This window comes from Burkholderia sp. KBS0801 (genome assembly GCF_005937855.2).
Classification (GTDB): domain Bacteria; phylum Pseudomonadota; class Gammaproteobacteria; order Burkholderiales; family Burkholderiaceae; genus Burkholderia; species Burkholderia ambifaria.
On sequence record NZ_CP042178.1, the window covers coordinates 1,991,296 to 2,010,301 of the forward strand.

16 protein-coding genes are annotated in these 19,006 nt (G+C 68.3%); 6 read left to right on the plus strand and 10 right to left on the minus strand.

Going from position 1 to position 19,006, the window contains the following annotated elements:
- Nucleotides 1–3: 3 nt before the first annotated feature.
- From FFI87_RS25810 to FFI87_RS25830, 4 genes are all read right to left on the minus strand, one after another.
- Nucleotides 4–1,098, minus strand: a complete 1,095-nt coding sequence (locus FFI87_RS25810; protein ID WP_138848562.1) for an esterase/lipase family protein — start codon at nucleotides 1,096–1,098, stop codon at nucleotides 4–6.
- 229 nt (nucleotides 1,099–1,327) lie between these two features.
- On the minus strand, nucleotides 1,328–3,457 hold the full coding sequence (locus FFI87_RS25815) for a TonB-dependent copper receptor (protein ID WP_138848561.1): 2,130 nt from the start codon (nucleotides 3,455–3,457) through the stop codon (nucleotides 1,328–1,330).
- An 83-nt stretch (nucleotides 3,458–3,540) separates the two neighbouring features.
- Nucleotides 3,541–3,909 (minus strand): DUF2946 domain-containing protein, encoded by a 369-nt coding sequence (locus FFI87_RS25825; protein ID WP_138848560.1) that lies wholly within the window; start codon nucleotides 3,907–3,909, stop codon nucleotides 3,541–3,543.
- Between the two features lie 155 nt (nucleotides 3,910–4,064).
- The gene (locus FFI87_RS25830) at nucleotides 4,065–4,601 is read right to left on the minus strand and encodes a cytochrome b (RefSeq protein ID WP_012365659.1); all 537 of its coding nucleotides are present in this window, start codon (nucleotides 4,599–4,601) and stop codon (nucleotides 4,065–4,067) included.
- 233 nt (nucleotides 4,602–4,834) lie between these two features.
- On the opposite strand from FFI87_RS25830, the gene FFI87_RS25835 reads away from it, so the two are divergent.
- Nucleotides 4,835–5,473 carry a Pr6Pr family membrane protein gene (locus FFI87_RS25835; RefSeq protein ID WP_012365658.1) on the plus strand — a complete coding sequence of 213 codons (639 nt, stop codon included), beginning with the start codon at nucleotides 4,835–4,837 and terminating at the stop codon, nucleotides 5,471–5,473.
- A gap of 48 nt (nucleotides 5,474–5,521) precedes the next feature.
- Here the strand turns inward: FFI87_RS25835 and FFI87_RS25840 are convergent, their stop codons facing one another.
- Complete coding sequence (locus FFI87_RS25840; protein WP_138848559.1) at nucleotides 5,522–6,253, minus strand: murein hydrolase activator EnvC family protein; 732 nt, start codon at nucleotides 6,251–6,253, stop codon at nucleotides 5,522–5,524.
- A gap of 414 nt (nucleotides 6,254–6,667) precedes the next feature.
- On the opposite strand from FFI87_RS25840, the gene FFI87_RS25845 reads away from it, so the two are divergent.
- On the plus strand, nucleotides 6,668–6,988 hold the full coding sequence (locus tag FFI87_RS25845; RefSeq protein ID WP_012365656.1) for a hypothetical protein: 321 nt from the start codon (nucleotides 6,668–6,670) through the stop codon (nucleotides 6,986–6,988).
- Nucleotides 6,989–7,100: 112 nt separating this feature from the next.
- Here the strand turns inward: FFI87_RS25845 and FFI87_RS25850 are convergent, their stop codons facing one another.
- The 4 genes from FFI87_RS25850 to FFI87_RS25865 form a co-directional block, all read right to left on the minus strand.
- On the minus strand, nucleotides 7,101–7,445 hold the full coding sequence (locus tag FFI87_RS25850) for a DUF4148 domain-containing protein (RefSeq protein WP_006754857.1): 345 nt from the start codon (nucleotides 7,443–7,445) through the stop codon (nucleotides 7,101–7,103).
- Between the two features lie 197 nt (nucleotides 7,446–7,642).
- Nucleotides 7,643–9,055, minus strand: a complete 1,413-nt coding sequence (gndA, locus tag FFI87_RS25855; protein WP_006760524.1) for an NADP-dependent phosphogluconate dehydrogenase — start codon at nucleotides 9,053–9,055, stop codon at nucleotides 7,643–7,645.
- A gap of 97 nt (nucleotides 9,056–9,152) precedes the next feature.
- Nucleotides 9,153–9,794 carry a DUF938 domain-containing protein gene (locus FFI87_RS25860; protein ID WP_012365654.1) on the minus strand — a complete coding sequence of 214 codons (642 nt, stop codon included), beginning with the start codon at nucleotides 9,792–9,794 and terminating at the stop codon, nucleotides 9,153–9,155.
- On the minus strand, nucleotides 9,791–10,687 hold the full coding sequence (locus FFI87_RS25865) for an NAD-dependent protein deacetylase (protein ID WP_138848558.1): 897 nt from the start codon (nucleotides 10,685–10,687) through the stop codon (nucleotides 9,791–9,793). The genes FFI87_RS25860 and FFI87_RS25865 overlap by 4 nt, the downstream gene beginning before the upstream one ends.
- A 1,089-nt stretch (nucleotides 10,688–11,776) precedes the next feature.
- On the opposite strand from FFI87_RS25865, the gene FFI87_RS25875 reads away from it, so the two are divergent.
- The gene (locus FFI87_RS25875; RefSeq protein ID WP_138848557.1) at nucleotides 11,777–12,736 is read left to right on the plus strand and encodes an LLM class oxidoreductase; all 960 of its coding nucleotides are present in this window, start codon (nucleotides 11,777–11,779) and stop codon (nucleotides 12,734–12,736) included.
- A 154-nt stretch (nucleotides 12,737–12,890) separates the two neighbouring features.
- On the plus strand, nucleotides 12,891–15,368 hold the full coding sequence (locus FFI87_RS25880) for a mechanosensitive ion channel domain-containing protein (RefSeq protein WP_138850174.1): 2,478 nt from the start codon (nucleotides 12,891–12,893) through the stop codon (nucleotides 15,366–15,368).
- Between the two features lie 13 nt (nucleotides 15,369–15,381).
- Here FFI87_RS25880 and FFI87_RS25885 read toward each other — a convergent pair whose 3' ends face one another.
- A complete protein-coding gene (locus tag FFI87_RS25885) occupies nucleotides 15,382–16,209 on the minus strand; it encodes a CerR family C-terminal domain-containing protein (protein WP_138848556.1) in 828 nt (275 codons plus the stop codon).
- 92 nt (nucleotides 16,210–16,301) lie between these two features.
- On the opposite strand from FFI87_RS25885, the gene FFI87_RS25890 reads away from it, so the two are divergent.
- Both FFI87_RS25890 and FFI87_RS25895 read left to right on the plus strand, forming a co-directional pair.
- Nucleotides 16,302–17,420: an HlyD family secretion protein gene (locus tag FFI87_RS25890; RefSeq protein WP_138848555.1), complete on the plus strand. Its 1,119-nt coding sequence runs from the start codon at nucleotides 16,302–16,304 to the stop codon at nucleotides 17,418–17,420.
- Nucleotides 17,413–18,999, plus strand: a complete 1,587-nt coding sequence (locus FFI87_RS25895) for a DHA2 family efflux MFS transporter permease subunit (RefSeq protein WP_138848554.1) — start codon at nucleotides 17,413–17,415, stop codon at nucleotides 18,997–18,999. Before FFI87_RS25890 ends, FFI87_RS25895 begins: the two co-directional genes overlap by 8 nt.
- Nucleotides 19,000–19,006: the final 7 nt, after the last annotated feature.

Here is a 19,006-nt window from a genome sequence, read left to right on the forward strand (position 1 = left end):
CGATCACACGCCCGCGAGCTTCAGCCGGTTCGCATGCGTGCGGATCACCGCGACCGGGTCTTCCGCATACGCACCGCGCACGCCGAGCAACTGGTTGATCTCGTCGACATGGTTCCACTTGTAGTTCGTGCTCAGCACCTTCCCGTACAACGCGCTGCACTTCGACACGAGCCCGTCGTTCTGGCCCGACGCGCGATTGATCATCACCGTGCCCGTGCCGAGCAACGCAAGCGTCGACAGGTCGAGCGCGTTCGCCGGGTCGACCAGCGGAATCGTGCTGGTGTCGGCCGCGCCCGTGACGCCCAACGCGGAAACGGTCGGCTGGATCGCCGTGCCGGCCCACGAATACAGCAGGTGCGTATTGCCGCCGACGCTCTCCGTCGGCGCACCCGTCTGGCAACTGCCCGGCGCGCCGAGGCCCGCGCTCGGATAGTTCTGGTTGTACGTGGCCGCCTGGGCGGTCGTCAGCGTCTTCAGCGCGGCAAGCGCGTCCTGGTTCGTGTTGTTGTTGCTGCTCGTCAGGATCCCGAACACATTGACGAACGCGGCGATCACCGACGACGACAGACCGGTCGGATCGTAAGCGAGCACGCCCTGCACGAAGTCGGCGAACTCGGAGCCGCGATGCGGCGTGCCGATCGTCGTCACCGACGCGACGAGATCGGGCGCGACGGCCGCCACATAGCGCGACGTGAGGCCGCCCTGGCTGTGACCGACCAGGTTGACCTTGGTCGCACCGGTCGCGGCGAGCACCGTCTTCACGTAAGCGAGCAGCTGTTCGCCGCGTCCGTTCGGACCGTCGTCGCTCTGGAATCCGGATAGATTCGCGACGTAGACGGTCGCGCCGTGCTGCTGCAGGTCCTCCTGGATGCCATACCAGTACTCGAGCACGCCCGCGTACTTGTCGGTGCCGGTGAGCCCGTGCACGAGGATGATCGGATAACGCGTCGTCGCGTAGTCGTCCGACGGCGCGGTGGCCGCCATCGCCGCATGCGTCGTTGCGAACGTCATCACCGCGGTCGTCCCCGCGAACGGCGCGACGCCCATCGCGCATGCCACTGCTCCTGCCACCACCCTGGAACGCATCGATCTGGCCATGCATGTTCTCCTGATTATTGTGCTGCCGGTGCGAATGAGATCGGATCGACGCGCACGGCACGTTGCCGACGGTCGCGGGCATCGTGTGCGTCGAATGCGGGAGTGAATCACGAGTCGCGAACGTTTGCGCCCTGACTAGATACGGTTCTCTAATCGGTTGACGCGCCCCGCCCGTTCGGGCGGGGTCGCGTCGATGCGCGGGCATGCTGCATCGCACACGCGCCATGGATTACAGCTTCGCGCTCACGCGCACCCATGCCGTACGCCCCGGCTCCATCACCGGCGCGTTCGCCGGATAGCCGAAGCCCGCGTTGCCGGCGAGGTTCAGGTGCTCGGCATAGGCCTTGTCCAGCAGGTTGTCGACGCCGACCGAGATCTGCACCTTCTTGCTGACGTTGTACTGCGCATGCAGCGACAACACGCCGAATCCGGCGCTCGGACCGAAGTCCTTGCCGACCACGTTGCCCTCGTTCAGCGCATAGCGATGCTGCGGCGCAACGATCCGCCACAGGCCGCCGGCCGACCATGCGCCGCGCGTGTATTCGAGCCCGACGCGCGCCTCGAGCGGCGGCATCTGCGGCAACGGATCGCCGCTCGTCGCGTTGCGCCCCCACGCATACGCGAGCGACGTCTCGACGCGCAACGGTGCGACCGGCCGCCACGACACACCGGCTTCGCCACCGAAGATCTGCGCGTTGACGTTGGTCGCCTGTGTGGTCGGGCCCATCATCCCGGCCGCGTAATTGAACAGGATGTAGTCCTGCACATAGCCCGCGTAGGCCGACACCCACGCATCGACCCGGTCGCTCTTGTACTGCGCGCCGATGTCGAGCTGCGTGGTCTTCTCCGGCTGCACCGCCGAGAACGCATTGACCGAACCGGCCGGCCCGCGCTTCGCGGAGAACAGCTCCCAGTAGTCCGGATAGCGTTCCGCATGACCGACGCCCGCGTACCACGTGACCGGCAGCGACGCGAGATCGCGCTCGTAGCGCACGAAACCGCTCGGCAGCACGCGCGCGCGATCGTCGTCGAAGGTGGGATTCGGCTTGCTCGCCATCATTCCGCTCGTCGTCGCACGCTTGTCGCGGGCGCTCGCGTAGTCGACCCGCGCGCCGCCGATCACGCGCGCCGCATCGCTCGCGTACCACGTCAGCTCGCCGAACGCGCCTGCATTCCACATCGTCGCCTGCGCATCCCACGGCTGGTCGCCGTAGTTCTGCCGCCCCATCGCCGAGCGCGCGTCGAGCCGGTTCGACTGCGCGTCGACGCCGGTCACGAGCTTGAAGTCGTCGCCGAAACGAAACGTCGCCGCCGCCCGCGCGCCGAGCGTGCGGCGCCGCACTTCGGATGCCATCCTCATCGGCATGCTGCTGGTCGGGTCGGGCTGTCGCAGCGTGTAGTTGTCCATCACATGGTCGGCTTCGTTGTAGTACACGCGCGCCTCGATGCGCTCGAGCACGTCGCCGAGATGCCGCTTGTCGAACGACAGGCCGAACGTCTCGCGGCGAAAATGCGCGCCGTCCATTCCGCGCCCCGCATAGCGGGCATAACCGTCACCGGTGCCGGCCGTCAGTTCGACGCGCGTGTGATCGTCGGGCGTCCAGCCGAGCGCCGCATCCGCGTTCCACTTGTCCCATTGCGACGGCACCGTGTTGCCGTTGCCGTCCTTGTAGTCCTGCGCGTGCGCGTGGTTCGCGCTCACGCGGCCATAGACGTCCGGCGTGCCGGCCGTCACGTCGACGTTCTGGTCGTTGCGGCCGAACGAGCCGCCGACCACGCTGCCGTCGAAACGCATGCCTGGGCGCTCGAAACGCGGCGTCACGCGTTCGAACAGCACGGTGCCGGCCGATGCACCGGGGCCGTACAGCACGGTCTGCGGCCCCTTCACGACCGTGACCTTGTCATAGCTTTCCGGCGCGATATACGAGGTCGGCGCGTCCATCCGGTTCGGACACGCACCGAGCGTCGGCATCCCGTTCGCAAGAATGTTCAGCCGCGAACCGAACATCCCGCGCAGCACGGGGTCGCCGTTGGTCCCGCCGCTGCGGATGGATGTGAAACCGGGGATCGTCTTCAGGTAGTCGGCGCCGTCGCTGGCCGGCAGCGGCTGGCGCGGCGTCTTCGGATCCGTGACGATGACGAGCGGTGTCGTCAGCGGCGACGCGACGACTTCGACGGGCGGCAGCAGCACGGCCGCGTCGTCCGTCGGCGCACCGGCCGCACGTGCGGCTTCAGCGGCGGCCGCCGCGCTCATCGCGCCGACGGCCAGCGCGGGAATGGTGAGTTTCAGCATGCGCGGCACGCACCGCGCGCGGCAATGGCGCGACGCCCTCGGCGCGCGCAAGGAAAGAATGGTCATGATCGAAAGCCCGAGTGACGCCCTCCATGCGGCCTCGATGGACCGCATGGATATCGGCGATGAATGGAACGAAAGGCAGCGCGTCAGGCGCGCTCGGGCGGTGCGCGTGGATACGCGCGCGGATAGGGGGTGGCGCGCGACGCGACGGCATGCGGCGCGACGGCGGAAACGACCTGGGTGGGGACGAAAGCGAACGATACGGCGGCCGCGCCGCCGATCGCGGGACTGTGCGCGAAGAAGCCGCAATAGCCGCACGCATCGAGATGCCGCGCGGGATCGTGCGCGTGGCCTGCATCCGGCGCACGGTGCGCGCCATGCTCGCTGCCGCAGACAATCGCGTCGGGGGTTGCCACCCGTGCGAGTCGCCACTGCGACACCAGCGGCGCCGCGATCGCGAGCCAGATCGCGAACACGCCGAGCCAGGCGGTCAGATGACGATGTCGATGCAGCATGCGCGGCGACGCGTAAGCGGAATGTAAAAACAGCCGAGATGTTACCGAAGGTTCGCCGCGAAGGCCAGCCGCGCATCGCGGTAAACGAACCGGGGGCGCATGGTTGTCAACACAACCATGCGCCCCGGCTGCCGCGCGGCTTCAGCACGCGGCGATCACGGCGCCATGCGGCGCAGCACGTCGTCGCGCCGCACGAAATGGTGATAAAGCGCGGCCAGCGCATGCAGCCCGATCACGAAGTAGAACGCATTGCCGAGCAGTTCGTGGACCTCCTTGATCGTCGGCCGCAGCGCCTTGTCCGGACCGAACAGCGTGAACGACACGCCGATCCAGTCGAGCGACACGGGCTTGCCGCCCATGTTGATCATCATGATGCCGAGCAGCGGCTGGGCAATGATGAACACGTACAGCGCGAAATGCGCGAGCTTCGACAGCCACTTGAGCAGCGGCGCCTGCACGATGGGCTCCGGCACGCGGCTGACCACGCGCCACAACACGCGCAGCACCGAGAGCACGAGCACCGACGTACCCGCGAGCAAGTGCACGTTCATCCAGAACGCGCGACTGTCGCTGCCTTTCGGTCCGCGAATCTCGATGGCCAGGTAGGCCAGCGCCACCAGCAGGAAGATGATCCAGTGAAAGAAGATCGCAGGCGAGCTGTAGCGCGTCTGTTTCGCGAGGATGTTTCTCATGCTTGGTCTCGTGTTTCTCGTTTGGTATGCGGGGCAGGCAGATGCAGCGCCGGGCGGTACCCGGCGGCTGCACCGATTGTAGCCCCGCGTGCGGCCGCTGTTGCCCGGCCCGATCAAATATCCGAGGAATTCGCGCGGCTGCCGCGTCGCCGCGCCGTCATATGGAAAATCCGCATCGCGCGCGCCGATGGCTGTGGCACGATGAAGCTTTCGTGCGACGTTGCGCGGGCATCATGAGCAAAGCGTTCTTCGTTGCGGCCTACCGGCTGATCGCCGCGTTGCTCGCGGTGTCGACCACGCTGCACAGCGTCGCCGACTACTGGGCCATGCCGACCTTTCATCTCGGCAACTACCTCAGCTACTTCACCCAACTGAGCAGCCTGTATGCGGCGGTGATGCTGATCGCGGGGCTGTCGCGCGTCACGCGCCCCGGCTCGGCCCGCTACGAATCGATGCGCGGCGCCGCCGTGCTCTACATGCTGATCACCGCGATCGTCTACGAACTGCTGCTCGCCCGGCTCGATGCGCTGCTGCACGTCACGCCGCCCCTCAACAACTGGGTCCTGCACCGGATCGTGCCGCTCGTGGTGCTGTGCGACTGGCTGTACGTGGAGCCGCGCTCGCCGATCCCGTGGCGCAGCGCGCTCGCATGGCTCGCCTTTCCGATCGTCTATCTCGGCTATACGCTCGTGCGCGGCTCGGTGGAGAACTGGTATCCGTATCCGTTCGTCGATCCGCGGCCGCACGGCTATCTGCCGGTCGCGATCCAGTGTTCGCTGATCGCGCTCGGCGCGACGGGGCTCGCGGTGGGCATTCGCTGGCTCGGCAATCATGCGAGGCAGGCTGACGCCACGGAGCTCAAGGAAGGATGAAGGCGGGGACGTGTGCGCCGCCGGGCGCACACGTCGTGATGCGGCGTGTCAGCCGCCGTTGCGCGGCAGGAAGTTCATCGGATCGACGACCTTGCCGTTCTGCCGAACTTCGAACTCGAACGTCGAGCGTCCGCTCGCGTCGGTGCCCATCTCGGCGATCGGCTGGCCGACGCGCACCGCGTCGCCCTCGTTGACGAGCAGCCTGCCGTTGTGCCCGTAGGCCGTGATGAGCCCGTTGTCGTGCTTCAGGATCACGAGCGGGCCGTACGCCTTGACGCCGGAGCCGGCGTAGACCACCCGCCCGTTTGCCGCGGCCCGCACCGAATGGTCGGGGCCCGACGCGGCGATCGTGATGCCGCGCGTCCTGCCGGCCGAGAACGGCGCGGCGACGCTTCCCGTCGCCGGCCATGCCAGCGAGCCCGGCTGGGCCGCGGCGGACGGCTGCCCGAGCGACGTCGCGGCAGGCGGCGGCGCGACGCGCAGCACCTGGCCGGGCGACACGGCGTCATTCGGCGACATGCGGTTCCAGCTGGCCAGGTCCTGCACGCGCTGCCCGTAGGCGGCGGCGATGCCGGCGAGCGTGTCGCCCGGATTCACGCGGTAATAGCCGGCGATCACGCCCGGCGTGGCGGCCGACATGGGCGTCGACGGCCGCACCGGCTGCCAGCTGTCGGTCCACGGCGTCATCGTACAGCCCGTCAGCGCGGCGGCCGCGACGACGAGCGCCGCCTGCGGCAACCAGCGCGCGAGCGCCTCGTGGATCGGAATCGTTTCTCTCAAGGGTCCTCCCGGATTTGCGTCGATGCGCCGCCCACCGCCCTCCGGCGCGCGACGCACGATGTCCGGCCGCACGGCCGGACCAACCAGTATCCGACCGCAGTCGCGGCCGTCAGTTTCCACAGCGGGACGCCGACGCGACGGGGCTCACCGGCCCCTTTTTCGCGCCATTTGCACGTCGTCCCGATCGTGAAAGATACCATTTGTCGCGGTCGGGACTGCGACAGGCGCCCGATCCGGCAACAATCTTGCATCGCCCCGGCCGGCCGCCGACCGTCTGCAAGCCGCGCCGCGCGGGCGTCCGGGCGGGTTCCCGCCGGCCGGACCGCGATGGCCAGTCGGCCACCGCCCCCGTTGCCGGCCACCTCCTATACTCGGAGATGCACCGCACGATCCGCCAATAAAGAGGAGATCAACATGAACAACGCGACGTTTCTGTCCGTGCAGCTCAACGCCGAGGATTTCGCCGGTTCCAGCGGCCTCGTCGAATTGCTCAACCGGCACCTGGTGTTCGCGACGGACGTCGCCGAAGCCGCGGACGCCCTCGTCCAGCTAGCGAGCGTCACGCACCTGAGCGGCGCGACCCGGCACAGCGTCGAGCTGCCGGTGCTCGCAATCGAGCGGCTGCGCGAGGCGCTCGACACGCTGAGTGGCTACGACGAAGCGTGGCTGCAGGCGCTCGAACCGGCCGAAGCGCTGTTCCGGGACATCGGCCGCGGCCCGCGGCCGCTGCACTGACGCGGCGGACGCCAATGAAAAACAGCCCGTCGTTCCGTGATGCGGAACGACGGGCTGCGTGTACTGCTCGGGCTCAGCTCAGGCCGCACATGCGGCCGGCGACCGAAGGCGATTAACGACCCTTGTAGACCGGTGCGCCATCCGACACGCGCTTCACTTGCCAGCCGGTCTTGGCGGCTGCCGGAGCGCCCGACTCTTGCTGGGCGGCCGATTGCGCGCCGTAGCCGCTCGTATCGGCAGCGGCGACGTTTTGTTGCGGGCTCAGACGGGCTTCAGCTGCCTGGATGCCTGCCGGGTAGTCGGTACGGTCGCTGCCCAGCTTGTAGCCGGCCTGTTGCAGCTCGGCCAGCTCGGCCTTGACCTGCGCACGGGTGACGGGCGCGTTCTGTTGGGCAAACGACACGGCGGGAACGGCGAGGACAGCAGCTGCAGCGAACGTTGCGATCAGCGATTTCATGATTACCTCCGGTATTTTTTGCTTCGCCGCACACACCATGTCTGCAGCGATTGATCAAAGTTTAGTCCGGAGATCACCTAGGGAAAACCATGAAAGAACGAAAACACTGTTTCCGCGGAGCCAACAATTCCGGGATCCGGAAACGAAAAACCCTACTCAAAGAATAGATTTTCGCAACAATACGTCCTCGCAGCCCGTTACGACCAGTTCGCGTGGAAGCTGCCCGGCTTGTCGGTGCGCTCGAACGTGTGCGCGCCGAAGAAGTCTCGCTGCGCCTGCACAAGGTTCGCCGGCAGCCGCTCGGAGCGGTAGCTGTCGAAGTACGCGACCGCCGACGCGAACGCCGGCACCGGCACGCCGGCCTTCACCGCGGCCACCACGACGTCGCGCAGCGAGGCCTGGTAGTTCGCGGCGATGTCCTTGAAGTACGGGTCGAGCAGCAGGTTCGCGAGCGCCGGATCCTTCGCGTACGCGTCCGTGATCTTCTGCAGGAAGCGCGCGCGGATGATGCAGCCCGCGCGGAAGATCTTCGCGATCGTCCCGAGGTCGAGGCTCCAGCCGTACTCTTCCGACGCCGTGCGCAACTGCGCGAAGCCTTGTGCGTACGAGATCACCTTGCTCAGGTACAGCGCGCGGCGCACCGCTTCGATGAACGCCGCACGATCGCCGTCGAACGGTGCTGCGGCCGGGCCCGACAGGATCTTGCTGGCCGCGACGCGCTCCGTCTTCAGCGACGACAGCACGCGTGCGAACACCGACTCGGTGATGAGCGGCAGCGGCACGCCCAGATCCAGCGCGTTCTGGCTCGTCCACTTGCCGGTGCCCTTCTGCGCGGCGCGATCGAGGATCACGTCGACGAGGTGCTTGCCGGTTGCATCGTCCTTCTTGCCGAAGATCTTCGACGTGATCTCGATCAGGTAGCTGTCGAGCTCGCCCTGGTTCCACTCGGTGTACACCGCGCCGAGTTCGTCGTTGGTCAGGCCCGCGACGTCCTTCAGCACCGCATAGCTCTCGGCGATCAGCTGCATGTCGCCGTATTCGATCCCGTTGTGGACCATCTTCACGTAGTGGCCCGCACCGTCCGGGCCCATGTACGCGACGCACGGCTCGCCGTCCGACGGCGCCTTCGCGGCGATCTGCTTGAGGATCGGCTCGACCAGGTCGTATGCGTCGCGCTGGCCGCCGGGCATGATCGACGGGCCGCGCAACGCGCCCTCTTCGCCGCCCGACACGCCGGTGCCGATGAAGTGCAGGCCCGATTGCGCGAGTTCCTGGTTGCGGCGGATCGTGTCGGTGAAATGCGTATTGCCGCCGTCGATCAGCACGTCGCCCTTCTCGAGCAGCGGCTTGAGCGAGGCGATCGTCGCATCGGTCGCTTCGCCGGCCTTCACCATCATCAGGATCCGGCGCGGCGTTTCGAGCGACGCGACGAACTCCTCGAGCGTATAGGTCGGTACCAGATTGCGACCGGGGAATTCGGCGATCAGTTCGTCGGTTTTCGCGCGGCTGCGGTTGTACACCGACACCGCATGACCGCGGCTCTCGATATTGAGTGCGAGATTGCGGCCCATCACCGCGAGCCCGATCACACCGATGGCTTGTTTGCCCATTATTCAATTCTCCGGAAAAAACGGGGCGCGACCCGAACCGGGCCGCGCGCACAGGCGAAAGGATAGTGGAAACCCGGCCGCGATGCGCGCCGGCGTGTCATTGCTCCGCGTGCGGCAGCCGGCGGAACACGACGCTCAGGTTGTTCGCCGGCATCTCGATGACCTCGATGCAGTCGAGCCCGCGATCGAGGCCGAGCGCCACGACCGCCTCGAGATCGCGCACGCCCCACGACGGGTCGCGGCTGCGCAGCTGCTGGTCGAAGGCTTCGTTGGACGGCGCCGTGTGCCGGCCTTCGCGGCGATACGGGCCGTACAGGAACAGCACGCCGCCCGGGCGCAGCGCGCGCGACGCGCCGTCGAACAGCGCATTGGTGCAGGCCCACGGCGAGATATGAATCATGTTGATGCAGACGATCGCGTCGAGCGCCGCGGCCGGCCACGACGCATCGCGCACGTCGAACGCCAGCGGCTCGGCCAGGTTCGCGAGGCCCGCATGCGCGACCCACGCGGCGATCGAGCGGCGCGCGTGCGCGTCGGGATCGCTCGGCTGCCAGCGCAGCCCCGGCAGCGCCTGCGCGAAATGGACCGCATGCTGCCCGGTGCCGCTCGCGATCTCGAGCACACTGCCGCTCTCCGGCAGCACGCGGCGCAGCACATCGAGGATCGGCCCGCGATTGCGCTCGGCGGCCGGCGCCGACAGCCGCGCGGACGGATCGGGCGAAGACGTCGGCCCGGTCACGATGCGTGCTCCGCCGCACCGCCGCAAACGCCCAGCCGCGCGTTCAGCGCGTCGAGCGCGGGCGCGCAACGCGCCTCGACCTTCAGCGTCAGCATCGGATCGGCGCGCGTGCGGCCGAGGTTCAGCGCGGCGACGGGCTTGTTCCGCGCCTGCGCCCACACGCAGAACCGATAGCCGGAATACACCATCAGCGACGAGCCGACGACGAGCAGCGCATCGGCCGCATCGAGCGCCTGCGACGCCAGCGCGACGCGCTCGCGCGGCACGTTCTCGCCGAAGAACACCACCGCAGGCTTCAGCAGCCCGCCGCAGGCCGGGCAGGCCGGAATGCGGAACGTGTCGAGCGCGGCCCATTCGAGGTGCGCGTCGCCGTCGGCGGCGGGCTCCGCCTGCGCGCCCAGCAGCGCCGGGTTGTCCGTTTCGAGCACGGTCTGGATCATCGCGCGCGCGTGATGCTCGCCGCAATCGAGGCACGTGACATGGTTGATGCCGCCATGCAGTTCGATCACGTCGCCGCTGCCCGCGCGCTGGTGCAAGCCGTCGACGTTCTGCGTGACGAGGCGCTCGATCCGGCCGGCGCCGCCGAGCCGCGCGAGCGCGACGTGCGAGCGGTTCGGCTGCGCGCGCCCGACCACCGGCCAGCCGATCATGCTGCGCGCCCAGTAGCGTCGGCGCGCCGCGTCGGAACCGAGGAATTCGTGCAGCTGGATCGGCGGGGAGCGCATCCATTGACCGTTGTGGTCGCGATAGCCGGGAATGCCGGAATCCGTGCTGATTCCGGCACCGGTCAGCACAAGCAGCCGCGGATGGCGCTCGACGAACGTGTGCAGCGCATCGAGCGCGGCCGGATCGATGCTGGCGGATGAGGGGTCGTGCAAGGTGGTGTCGTTCATGTTGGCGGCACGTGTTCGGGCGCGGCGGCAGGTCGTGCACCGCACGGGCGGCCAGCGCGCCAGCACATGATACAGAACGCCGCGCGATCGGGCCGGCGGTCCGCGCACGAGACCGGCGCGCAAAAAAAGACGCCCATCGACCACATGGTGACGGGCGCTTCAACAATTGATCCATCGGGGTAGTGGATCAACTGACAGCACAATGTCATCGGATCCGCCGCGGCACGGCCGGCGGACCTTTCCCCGGAACTACACCTTCGATTTCCTGATGTTGCGCGGAGCGCCGCGCCGGACCGCATGCGGCACGCACGCGCATGCGTCGGGCGCGGTGCGCCCGCGTTTCGCGCGTCGGCATGATGATCCGGAAGTCATGGTCGCCATCTGCATGCACCGGCGGTTCATCCCCGACGACCGACCGACAATCGTCGGCCTCGCGCGTCACGCGTGCACGTCGTCGTTCAGAACGAATCCGGTGGGTTCGGATGGAATGGAAGGCCGCGCGCTCACGTCGCCGCAATCAACGGCGACGCGAAGTCACGGGCAGGTCGGCGATTCATGTTTGCAACACGGCGCGTTGCGATTCGGTCTGTTTTCATTCTGTTGTCCCCGTCTTCTGTACGTCCGACCCACTGAAGCGATCGCCCGGCCCTTGCTGCACCCGCGATCGCGCTCACGGCACATACAGATATGCAAGGAGCGCACCATGCTTCACTGCGCAAGGCTGCGCGGGCCGATGAAATGACCCCGATGCAAATCGCACGCCAATGGAAATGCGTGAATGTTTCGAAAGTGAAGCGACGGGAAAGGGCCCGCGCGATCGACGCCGGCGTCGCGGCAGTGGGGACGCGTGCGCCTGCCGTACGCTCGCGCCTGCACGATGCCGACGATCTGCTTACAATCGCCCGACGCTGGCCGAGTTCATCGCGCGGCGGTTGGTCGTCGGCGCCGAACCGGGCGGCGCGTGCCAGCGCCTCGGTCTCACGCCGCGCAACACGACGCTGCGGATCGCGTCGCGAACATCGCGAACACGTTAGCATTCGGACACCGTACGGGGCGCGAGCGCTTCGCCCCCGTCTTCAAGGAATGGACATGCCCCTGCCCGCCTTCGACCGCGCCGACGTCGCGCATCGCGTCTTCTCGGCCGAGCGACTATCGATCGGCCTGACGTTGCCGCTGCTGCGCAGCGGTCACACCATCGCGGATTTCAACGAGCAGCTCGAACTCGCGGCGCTCGCCGATTCGCTCGGTTTTCGCGCGCTGTGGATTCGCGACGTGCCGCTGAACAGCGCCGACTATCCCGACCCGGTCGGGCATCTCGATCCGTGGGTGCTGCTCGGCGCGCTCGCGGCGCGCACGCGCCGGATCGTGCTGGCGAGCGGCGCGATCGTGCTACCGCTGCGTCATCCGCTGCATGTCGCGAAGGGCGCGCTGTCGGTCGCGACGCTGTCCGGCGGACGCTTCATCCTCGGCCTCGGCTCCGGCGACCGGCCGCCCGAATATGCGGCGTTCGGCGTCGACGCGCAAACGCGGCGCGACCGGTATCGCCGGCATTGGGACATCGTCGCGGCCGCGCTCGCCGTGCCGTCCCGCGTGCTGCCCGACGAAACGCCGCCCGACGCACCCGACTTCACGCTGCTGCCGCGCGGCGATGACGCGGTGCCGATGCTTGCGGTCGGCTCCGGCGGACAAAGCGTCGACTGGATCGCACGGAACGCGATCGGCTGGATGACGTACCACCGCGATCCGGACACGCAGCGTGCGCGCCATTCGATGTGGCGAGCGGCGGTCGAGCGGCTCGCACAACCGGCCTTTCGCGCGTTCGGCGTGTCGATGCGGCTCGATCTCGATGCGAATCGCGATGCGCCGGCCACCGCGCTGTCGCTCGGTTATGCAACCGGACGCAACGCGCTGATCGGCATTCTGCGGGACATGCGCGCGGCCGGCACGCACCATGTCACGCTGAATCCCGGCTCGGACCGGCCGGTGCGCGAGGTCATCGAGGAACTCGCCGAGCACGTGCTGCCGGTCTTTCACGACGAGCCAGGCTGATTCGTCAGGAATCCGCATGCAGCATGCCCGATGCGGTATGCCCGAATCGAATATTCATCGACGGAACTATTCGGCGGCGCTCGCGATCATGTTAACTTCCGTCCATCGTCCAGACCGGCGGGCCACGCTTCGACGCGCGCCCGCACGCCTACTCATGCGACATTTCCTGCTCGGTTGGCTGCTCGCGGCCGTCGTCTCGGCCGCCCACGCGGCCGCTCCCGCCCATGCCGCCGCATCGGCCGCCTCTGGCGCCGTGCCCGCGCTGACGCCGCAACAGGCGCAGCAGGCGCTCTCCGTCCTGCAAAACCCGCGCGAGCGCGAACAGGTCGAAACCACGTTGCGCGCGATCGCGGCCGTCGGCGTGCTGAGCACGCCCGCGCTGCCGGCGAGCGGCGCGGCGCCTGCCAGCGCGGCATCGGCTGCCGCCGCGCCCGCCGCGCTCACGACGAACGGGCTCGCATCGCTGGTCGTCCGGCAGGGATCGCGCTGGGCCGCCCAGATCGGCGGCGCGCTGCGCGAATCGCTGAGCTCGCTGCTCGATGTGGGCTCGGTGGGCAACTGGTGGCACGAGCGGCTGGTCCGCGCCGATGCACGTGCGGACCTCACGCGCGCGCTCGGGATCATCCTCGCCGTGCTCGTGCCGGCGTTCGTCATCGAATGGTTCGCGAGGCGGCTGCTGCGGCGCGCGCTGGCGGCGCTGAGCGCGCGTCGCGCCGAATCGTCGCGCGTGGCCGAAGACGAGCCCGCCGAGCCAGCCGAACCCGCCGGGTCCGAGCCGCCCGGCCTGGACGACCACGCGCCGCCAGCCTCGACGGTCGACGCCGCCGCCCGGGCGGACGGCACCGGCAGGCCCGATACGTTGTCGCAAGGCCGCGGTCATGCGCGGCGCAACACCACGCTGCTGCGCCGGATGCCGCGCGCGCTGATCAGCCTCGCGCTGCGGGTCGTGCCGCTGCTGGTGTTCGTCGGCGTCGCGAGCCTGACGATGTCGTTGCTGGACGACGCCGGCACGCCCACCGAAATCGCACTCGAATCGCTGATCGACATCTACGTGATCTGCCGCCTCGTGACGATCGGCAGCCGGCTGTTCTTCCAGCCCGATGCGCCGCAGCTGCGGCTGCTGCACATCAGCGATGCCTGGGCCGCGTTCGCGCAGCGCTCGATCGCGCGCATCGCGATCGTCCTCGGCGCCTGCACCGCCGCGGTCGAGCTCGCCGGCAGCTTCGGCCTCAGCGACGCCGGCCACGTCGCGCTGCTTAAAGCCGTCGCGCTCGTCGGCCACCTGATGATCTCGGCGCTGATCCTGCGGTGCCGCCAGCCGGTCGCCGCGCGCATTCGCGCGGCCGGCGACGAGCGGCCGGCCTTCGCGGTGATCGGCAACGCGCTCGCCGACGCGTGGGCGCCCGTGGCGGTGTTCGTCGTGATGGCGTTGTGGTTCGTGTGGGCGCTCGACGTCCACAACGGCTACCGCGTGCTGATCACGCTCGGCGGCCGCTCGATCGCCGTGATGGTCGGCATGCGGATCGTGTCGATCGTCGTGTTCGGCGCACTCGCGCGGCTGTTCCAGCGCCGCGACGACGATCGCACGATCGTCCACCTGCACGCGTACCGCTACTACCCGCTGATGCGTCAGATCGTGTCGGCGGTGATCGCCGTCGTGACCGTCGTGCTTTTGCTGCAAACCTGGGGCGTGCCGATCTTCCATGCGTTCGGGACCGGCACGATCGGCCATCGGCTCGCGTCGGCGCTGATCACGATCGCGATCGCGGCCGTCGTCGCGCTGCTCGTATGGGAAGCCGCGAACATCGCGATCGAGCGGCGCCTGCAGCTATGGACGCGCGAAGGCAACCTCGTGCGCGCGGCGCGGTTGCGCACGCTGCTGCCGATGCTGCGTTCGCTGCTGTTCATCCTGATCGCGCTCGTCGTCGTGCTGACGGGCCTCAGCGAAATCGGCGTGAACATCGGCCCGCTGCTCGCGGGCGCCAGCATCTTCGGCGTCGCGCTCGGCTTCGGCTCGCAGAAGCTCGTGCAGGATTTCATCACCGGGATCTTCCTGCTGATGGAGAACGCGATGCAGGTGGGTGACTGGGTCACGCTCGCCGGCGTGTCGGGCACGGTCGAATACCTGTCGATCCGCACCGTGCGGCTGCGCGCGGGCGACGGGTCGCTGTACACGATCCCGTTCAGCTCGGTGACGACCGTCAACAACACGAACCGCGGGCTCGGCAACGCGGCCGTCAAGGTCAGCATCGCTTACGGCCAGGACATCGATCTCGCAATCGCGACGCTGAAAGAGATCGCCGCCGCGCTGCGCGACGACCCGAACTACAAGGACGGCATCCTGTCGGATTTCAGCTACTGGGGCATCGACCAGGTCGACGGCGCGATGATCGCGCTGGCAGGCCAGATCCAGTGCAAGGACTCGGCACGCTGGGGCGTGCAGCGCGAGTTCAACCGGCGGATCGCGGTGATGTTCCGCGAACGCGGGATCCGGATCGCGAATCCGCAGCGCAGCCTCGTCGCGTATGACGAAGGTTCGCGACCCGTGGGCCCCGAATACGACGGCGATGCCGCCGACATGCCTGCCGCCGACACGCGTCCCGCGCCGCCGCCGGAACGCAAGCCGAACTGATCGCGCATGCCGCTCAGCGTGCCGCCGGCTTCTTCGCGCGCGGCACGCGCTTCGCGGCGGCGGTCGATACAGCAGGCTTCGCCGTGCGTTTCGCGCCCGCGCCGCGCGGTAAGGCGAGCGGCGCTTCGTCGGTGATGGCACCGCGCTGCGCATGCCAATGTTCGAGCAGCACGCGCGTCTGGTCGGCGATCGTCGCCATCAGCAGCGCGCCGCCTTCACCGTCGAACCCGTCCCAGTCGAGCAACTGCAGTGCCGAGCGCTGCACGAGGTGGAACACCGTCAACTGCCCGAACAGGCTCATCGTGCGCAACCGCGTGACAGGGTCGTCGGCCGGCCGCCCCGAGATCCGGCCGACCAGTTCGGCGCTCACGTCGTTCAGCGGTTTGCGCACGCGCTTCATCAGAATGTCGGTCGCGCCTGCCGGCTCCTGCCCGACCTGCTCGCGTGCGAAGAACATCCGTTGCCCCAGCGTCTTCGGCACCGTGAAGATCCGGTCGGCCAGCGTGCGCAGGATGCCGATGAACGCGTCGATCAGCGCGTCGACGTCCGCCTCCGCGTCGAGCGCCGCACGCGCATGCTCGACCGCCGGCCCGAGCACGCTCCAGCCGAGCTCGGCCATCGCCTCGACGCAAGCGCGGTACACGCCTTCCTTGTTCTCGAAGTAGTACTGCAGCGCCGGCGCGTTCACGCCGGCCTTCGCGGCGATGTCGCGCGTCGATGCGCCCGCGAATCCGTGTTCGCCGAACAGCTCGATCGCCGCATCGATGATTCGCTGACGCGTCTCGTCGCCGCGCGCGTAGCCGCCCGTCGACGTACGGCGCAGCTTCTTCGCTTCGTTCATGCCTTCCTCGTCACTCGATCGAACCACATTCTACTTGACAGATTTTTACCGACTGGAATAATTCGTCCGCCTGGAATAAATTGGATGACCTCATGTCGACGTCGCAACCTCCGTCACTGAAAGAAAATCGTCAGGGAACCGCATCGCCACGCAACGTCGGTTCGAGGCGGCGGCACATCCTGATCGCCGTCGCCGTGGTCGCGGCAATCGGCGGCGCCGTGTCGCTGGGCCGCTGGTGGACGGTCGGCCGCTTCATCGAAAGCACCAACGACGCCTATCTGCAGGCCGACAACATGACGGCCGCGCCGAAGGTCGCCGGTTACGTGACCGACGTATACGTGCGCGACAACCAGGTGGTCAAGGCCGGCGACCCGCTCGTGCGGCTCGACATCCGCCAGTACCAGGTGGCGCTCGCGCAGTCGACCGCGACCGTCGACGCGCGCCGCGCCGACATCGCGCGCGCGGAAGCCGACATCAGCCAGCAGCGCGCGAACCTCGAGCAGGCCGAAGCGCAGGCGAAGGTATCGCAGATCAACGCACGGCACGCAAGCGACGAATACGCACGCTACGCGCCGCTCGCGGCGACCGGCGCCGAAACGCACGAGCGCGTGGCCGACCTGAAGAGCACGCGCGACCAGGCCGCCGCGACGCTCGCCGCGAACACCGCGTCGATCGCCGCCGCCCGCACGCAGATCGCGTCGTTCACCGCGCAGCTGCAGCAGGCGCGCGCGCAGCTCGAAGCCGCGCAGGCCAGCGCGGCGCAGGCACGGCTCGACCTCGACAACACGATCGTGCGCAGCACGCTCGACGGCCGCGTCGGCGACCGCACGGTGCGCGTCGGCCAGTACGTGCAGCCCGGCACGCGCCTGCTGACCGTCGTGCCGGTGGACGCGATCTACGTCGTCGCGAACTTCAAGGAAACGCAGATCGGCCGGATGCGCATCGGCCAGCCCGTCGAACTGCACGTCGACGCGCTGCCGGACGACACGCTCAGCGGCACCGTCGACAGCTTCGCACCGGGCACCGGCGCGCAATTCGCGCTGCTGCCGCCCGAAAACGCGACCGGCAACTTCACGAAGATCGTGCAGCGCGTGCCGGTGCGCATCCGCCTCGGCGCGAACGCGCGTGCGCCACGCATGCTGTTGCCGGGGCTGTCCGTGACCGTCGACGTCGACACGCGCCCGGACGACAACGAGAAACGCCATGGCTGATACCGCCGCCACCCCGCCCGCGCCGCCTCACGAAGGCCGCGCGAGCGTCACCGACTGGATCGCGGTCGCCGCCGGCGCGCTCGGCGCGCTGATGGCGACGCTCGACATCTCGATCACGAACTCCGCGCTGCCGCAGATCCAGGGCGAAATCGGCGCGACCGGCACCGAGGGCACGTGGATCTCGACCGGCTACCTGATGTCGGAAATCGTGATGATCCCGCTCGCCGCGTGGCTCACGCGCGTGTTCGGGCTACGCAACTTCCTGCTGACGAACGCCGCGCTGTTCATCGCCTTCTCGATGATGTGCGGCTGGTCGAATTCGCTTGCGATGATGATCGCCGGGCGCATCGGCCAGGGCTTCACGGGCGGCGCGCTGATCCCCACCGCGCAAACCATCATCCGCACGCGGCTGCCGCTGTCGCAGCTGCCGGTTGGGATGACGCTGTTCGGGCTGATCGTGCTGCTCGGCCCGCTGTTCGGCCCCGTGCTCGGCGGCTGGCTCGCGGAGAACGTCAGCTGGAGCTGGTGCTTCTTCCTGAACCTGCCGGTGTGCCTGCTGCTGATGGCGCTGCTGGTGTTCGGGCTGCCGTCCGACCGTCCGCAATGGAACACGTTCTTCAACGCGGACTGGCTCGGGATCGCGGGCCTCGCGATCGGGCTGAGCTCGCTGACCGTGGTGCTCGAGGAAGGCCAGCGCGAACGCTGGTTCGAGTCGCAGATGATCGTCACGCTGAGCTGCGTGTCGCTTGCCGGGATGATCCTGATCGCGTTGTCGCAGCGGTTCGCGCAGCGGCCGATCATGCGCCTGTCGCTGATGCGCAATCCGCGCTATGCGAGCGTGATCGTGATCGTGTCCGCGGTGGGCGCCGGGCTGTACGGCGTGTCGTACCTGCTGCCGCAGTTCCTCGCGATCGTCGCGGGCTACAACGCCGAGCAGGCGGGCGCGATCATGCTGCTGTCGGGCCTGCCCGCGTTTCTCGTGATGCCGATCCTGCCGCACCTGCTCGGCAAGGTCGACTTCCGCGTTCTCGTGATCTCGGGGCTGCTGCTGTTCTGCCTGAGCTGCATGCTCGACATCGGCCTGACCGCGCAGAGCGTCGGCCATGATTTCGTGTGGTCGCAGCTGATTCGCGGCGTCGCGCAGATGCTCGCGATGATGCCGCTGAACCAGGCGTCGATGGCCGCCGTCGCGCGCGAGGACTCGGGCGACGCGGCCGGGCTCTACAACATGGCGCGCAACCTCGGCGGCTCGATCGGGCTCGCGATCATCGGCACCGTGATCGACCGGCGCACGACCTTCCATGCGGCCGCGCTGCGCGAATCGGTCAGCGCCAATTCGCTGATCGGGCAGGAACGGTTGTCGGCCTATGCGGCGAACTGGTTCGCGCACACCGGCGACCTCGCGTATTCGCATCTGCGTGCGCTGGGCCAGCTCGCGCAGCAGATCCAGATCCAGGCCATCGTGATGACCTATTCCGAAACCTTCTACCTGCTGGGTCTCGCGCTGCTCGCGTGCGTGCCGCTCGCGCTGCTGCTGAAGACGCCGCGCGCTCCGCAGCCGATGTCGTCCGGCCATTGACCCGTCT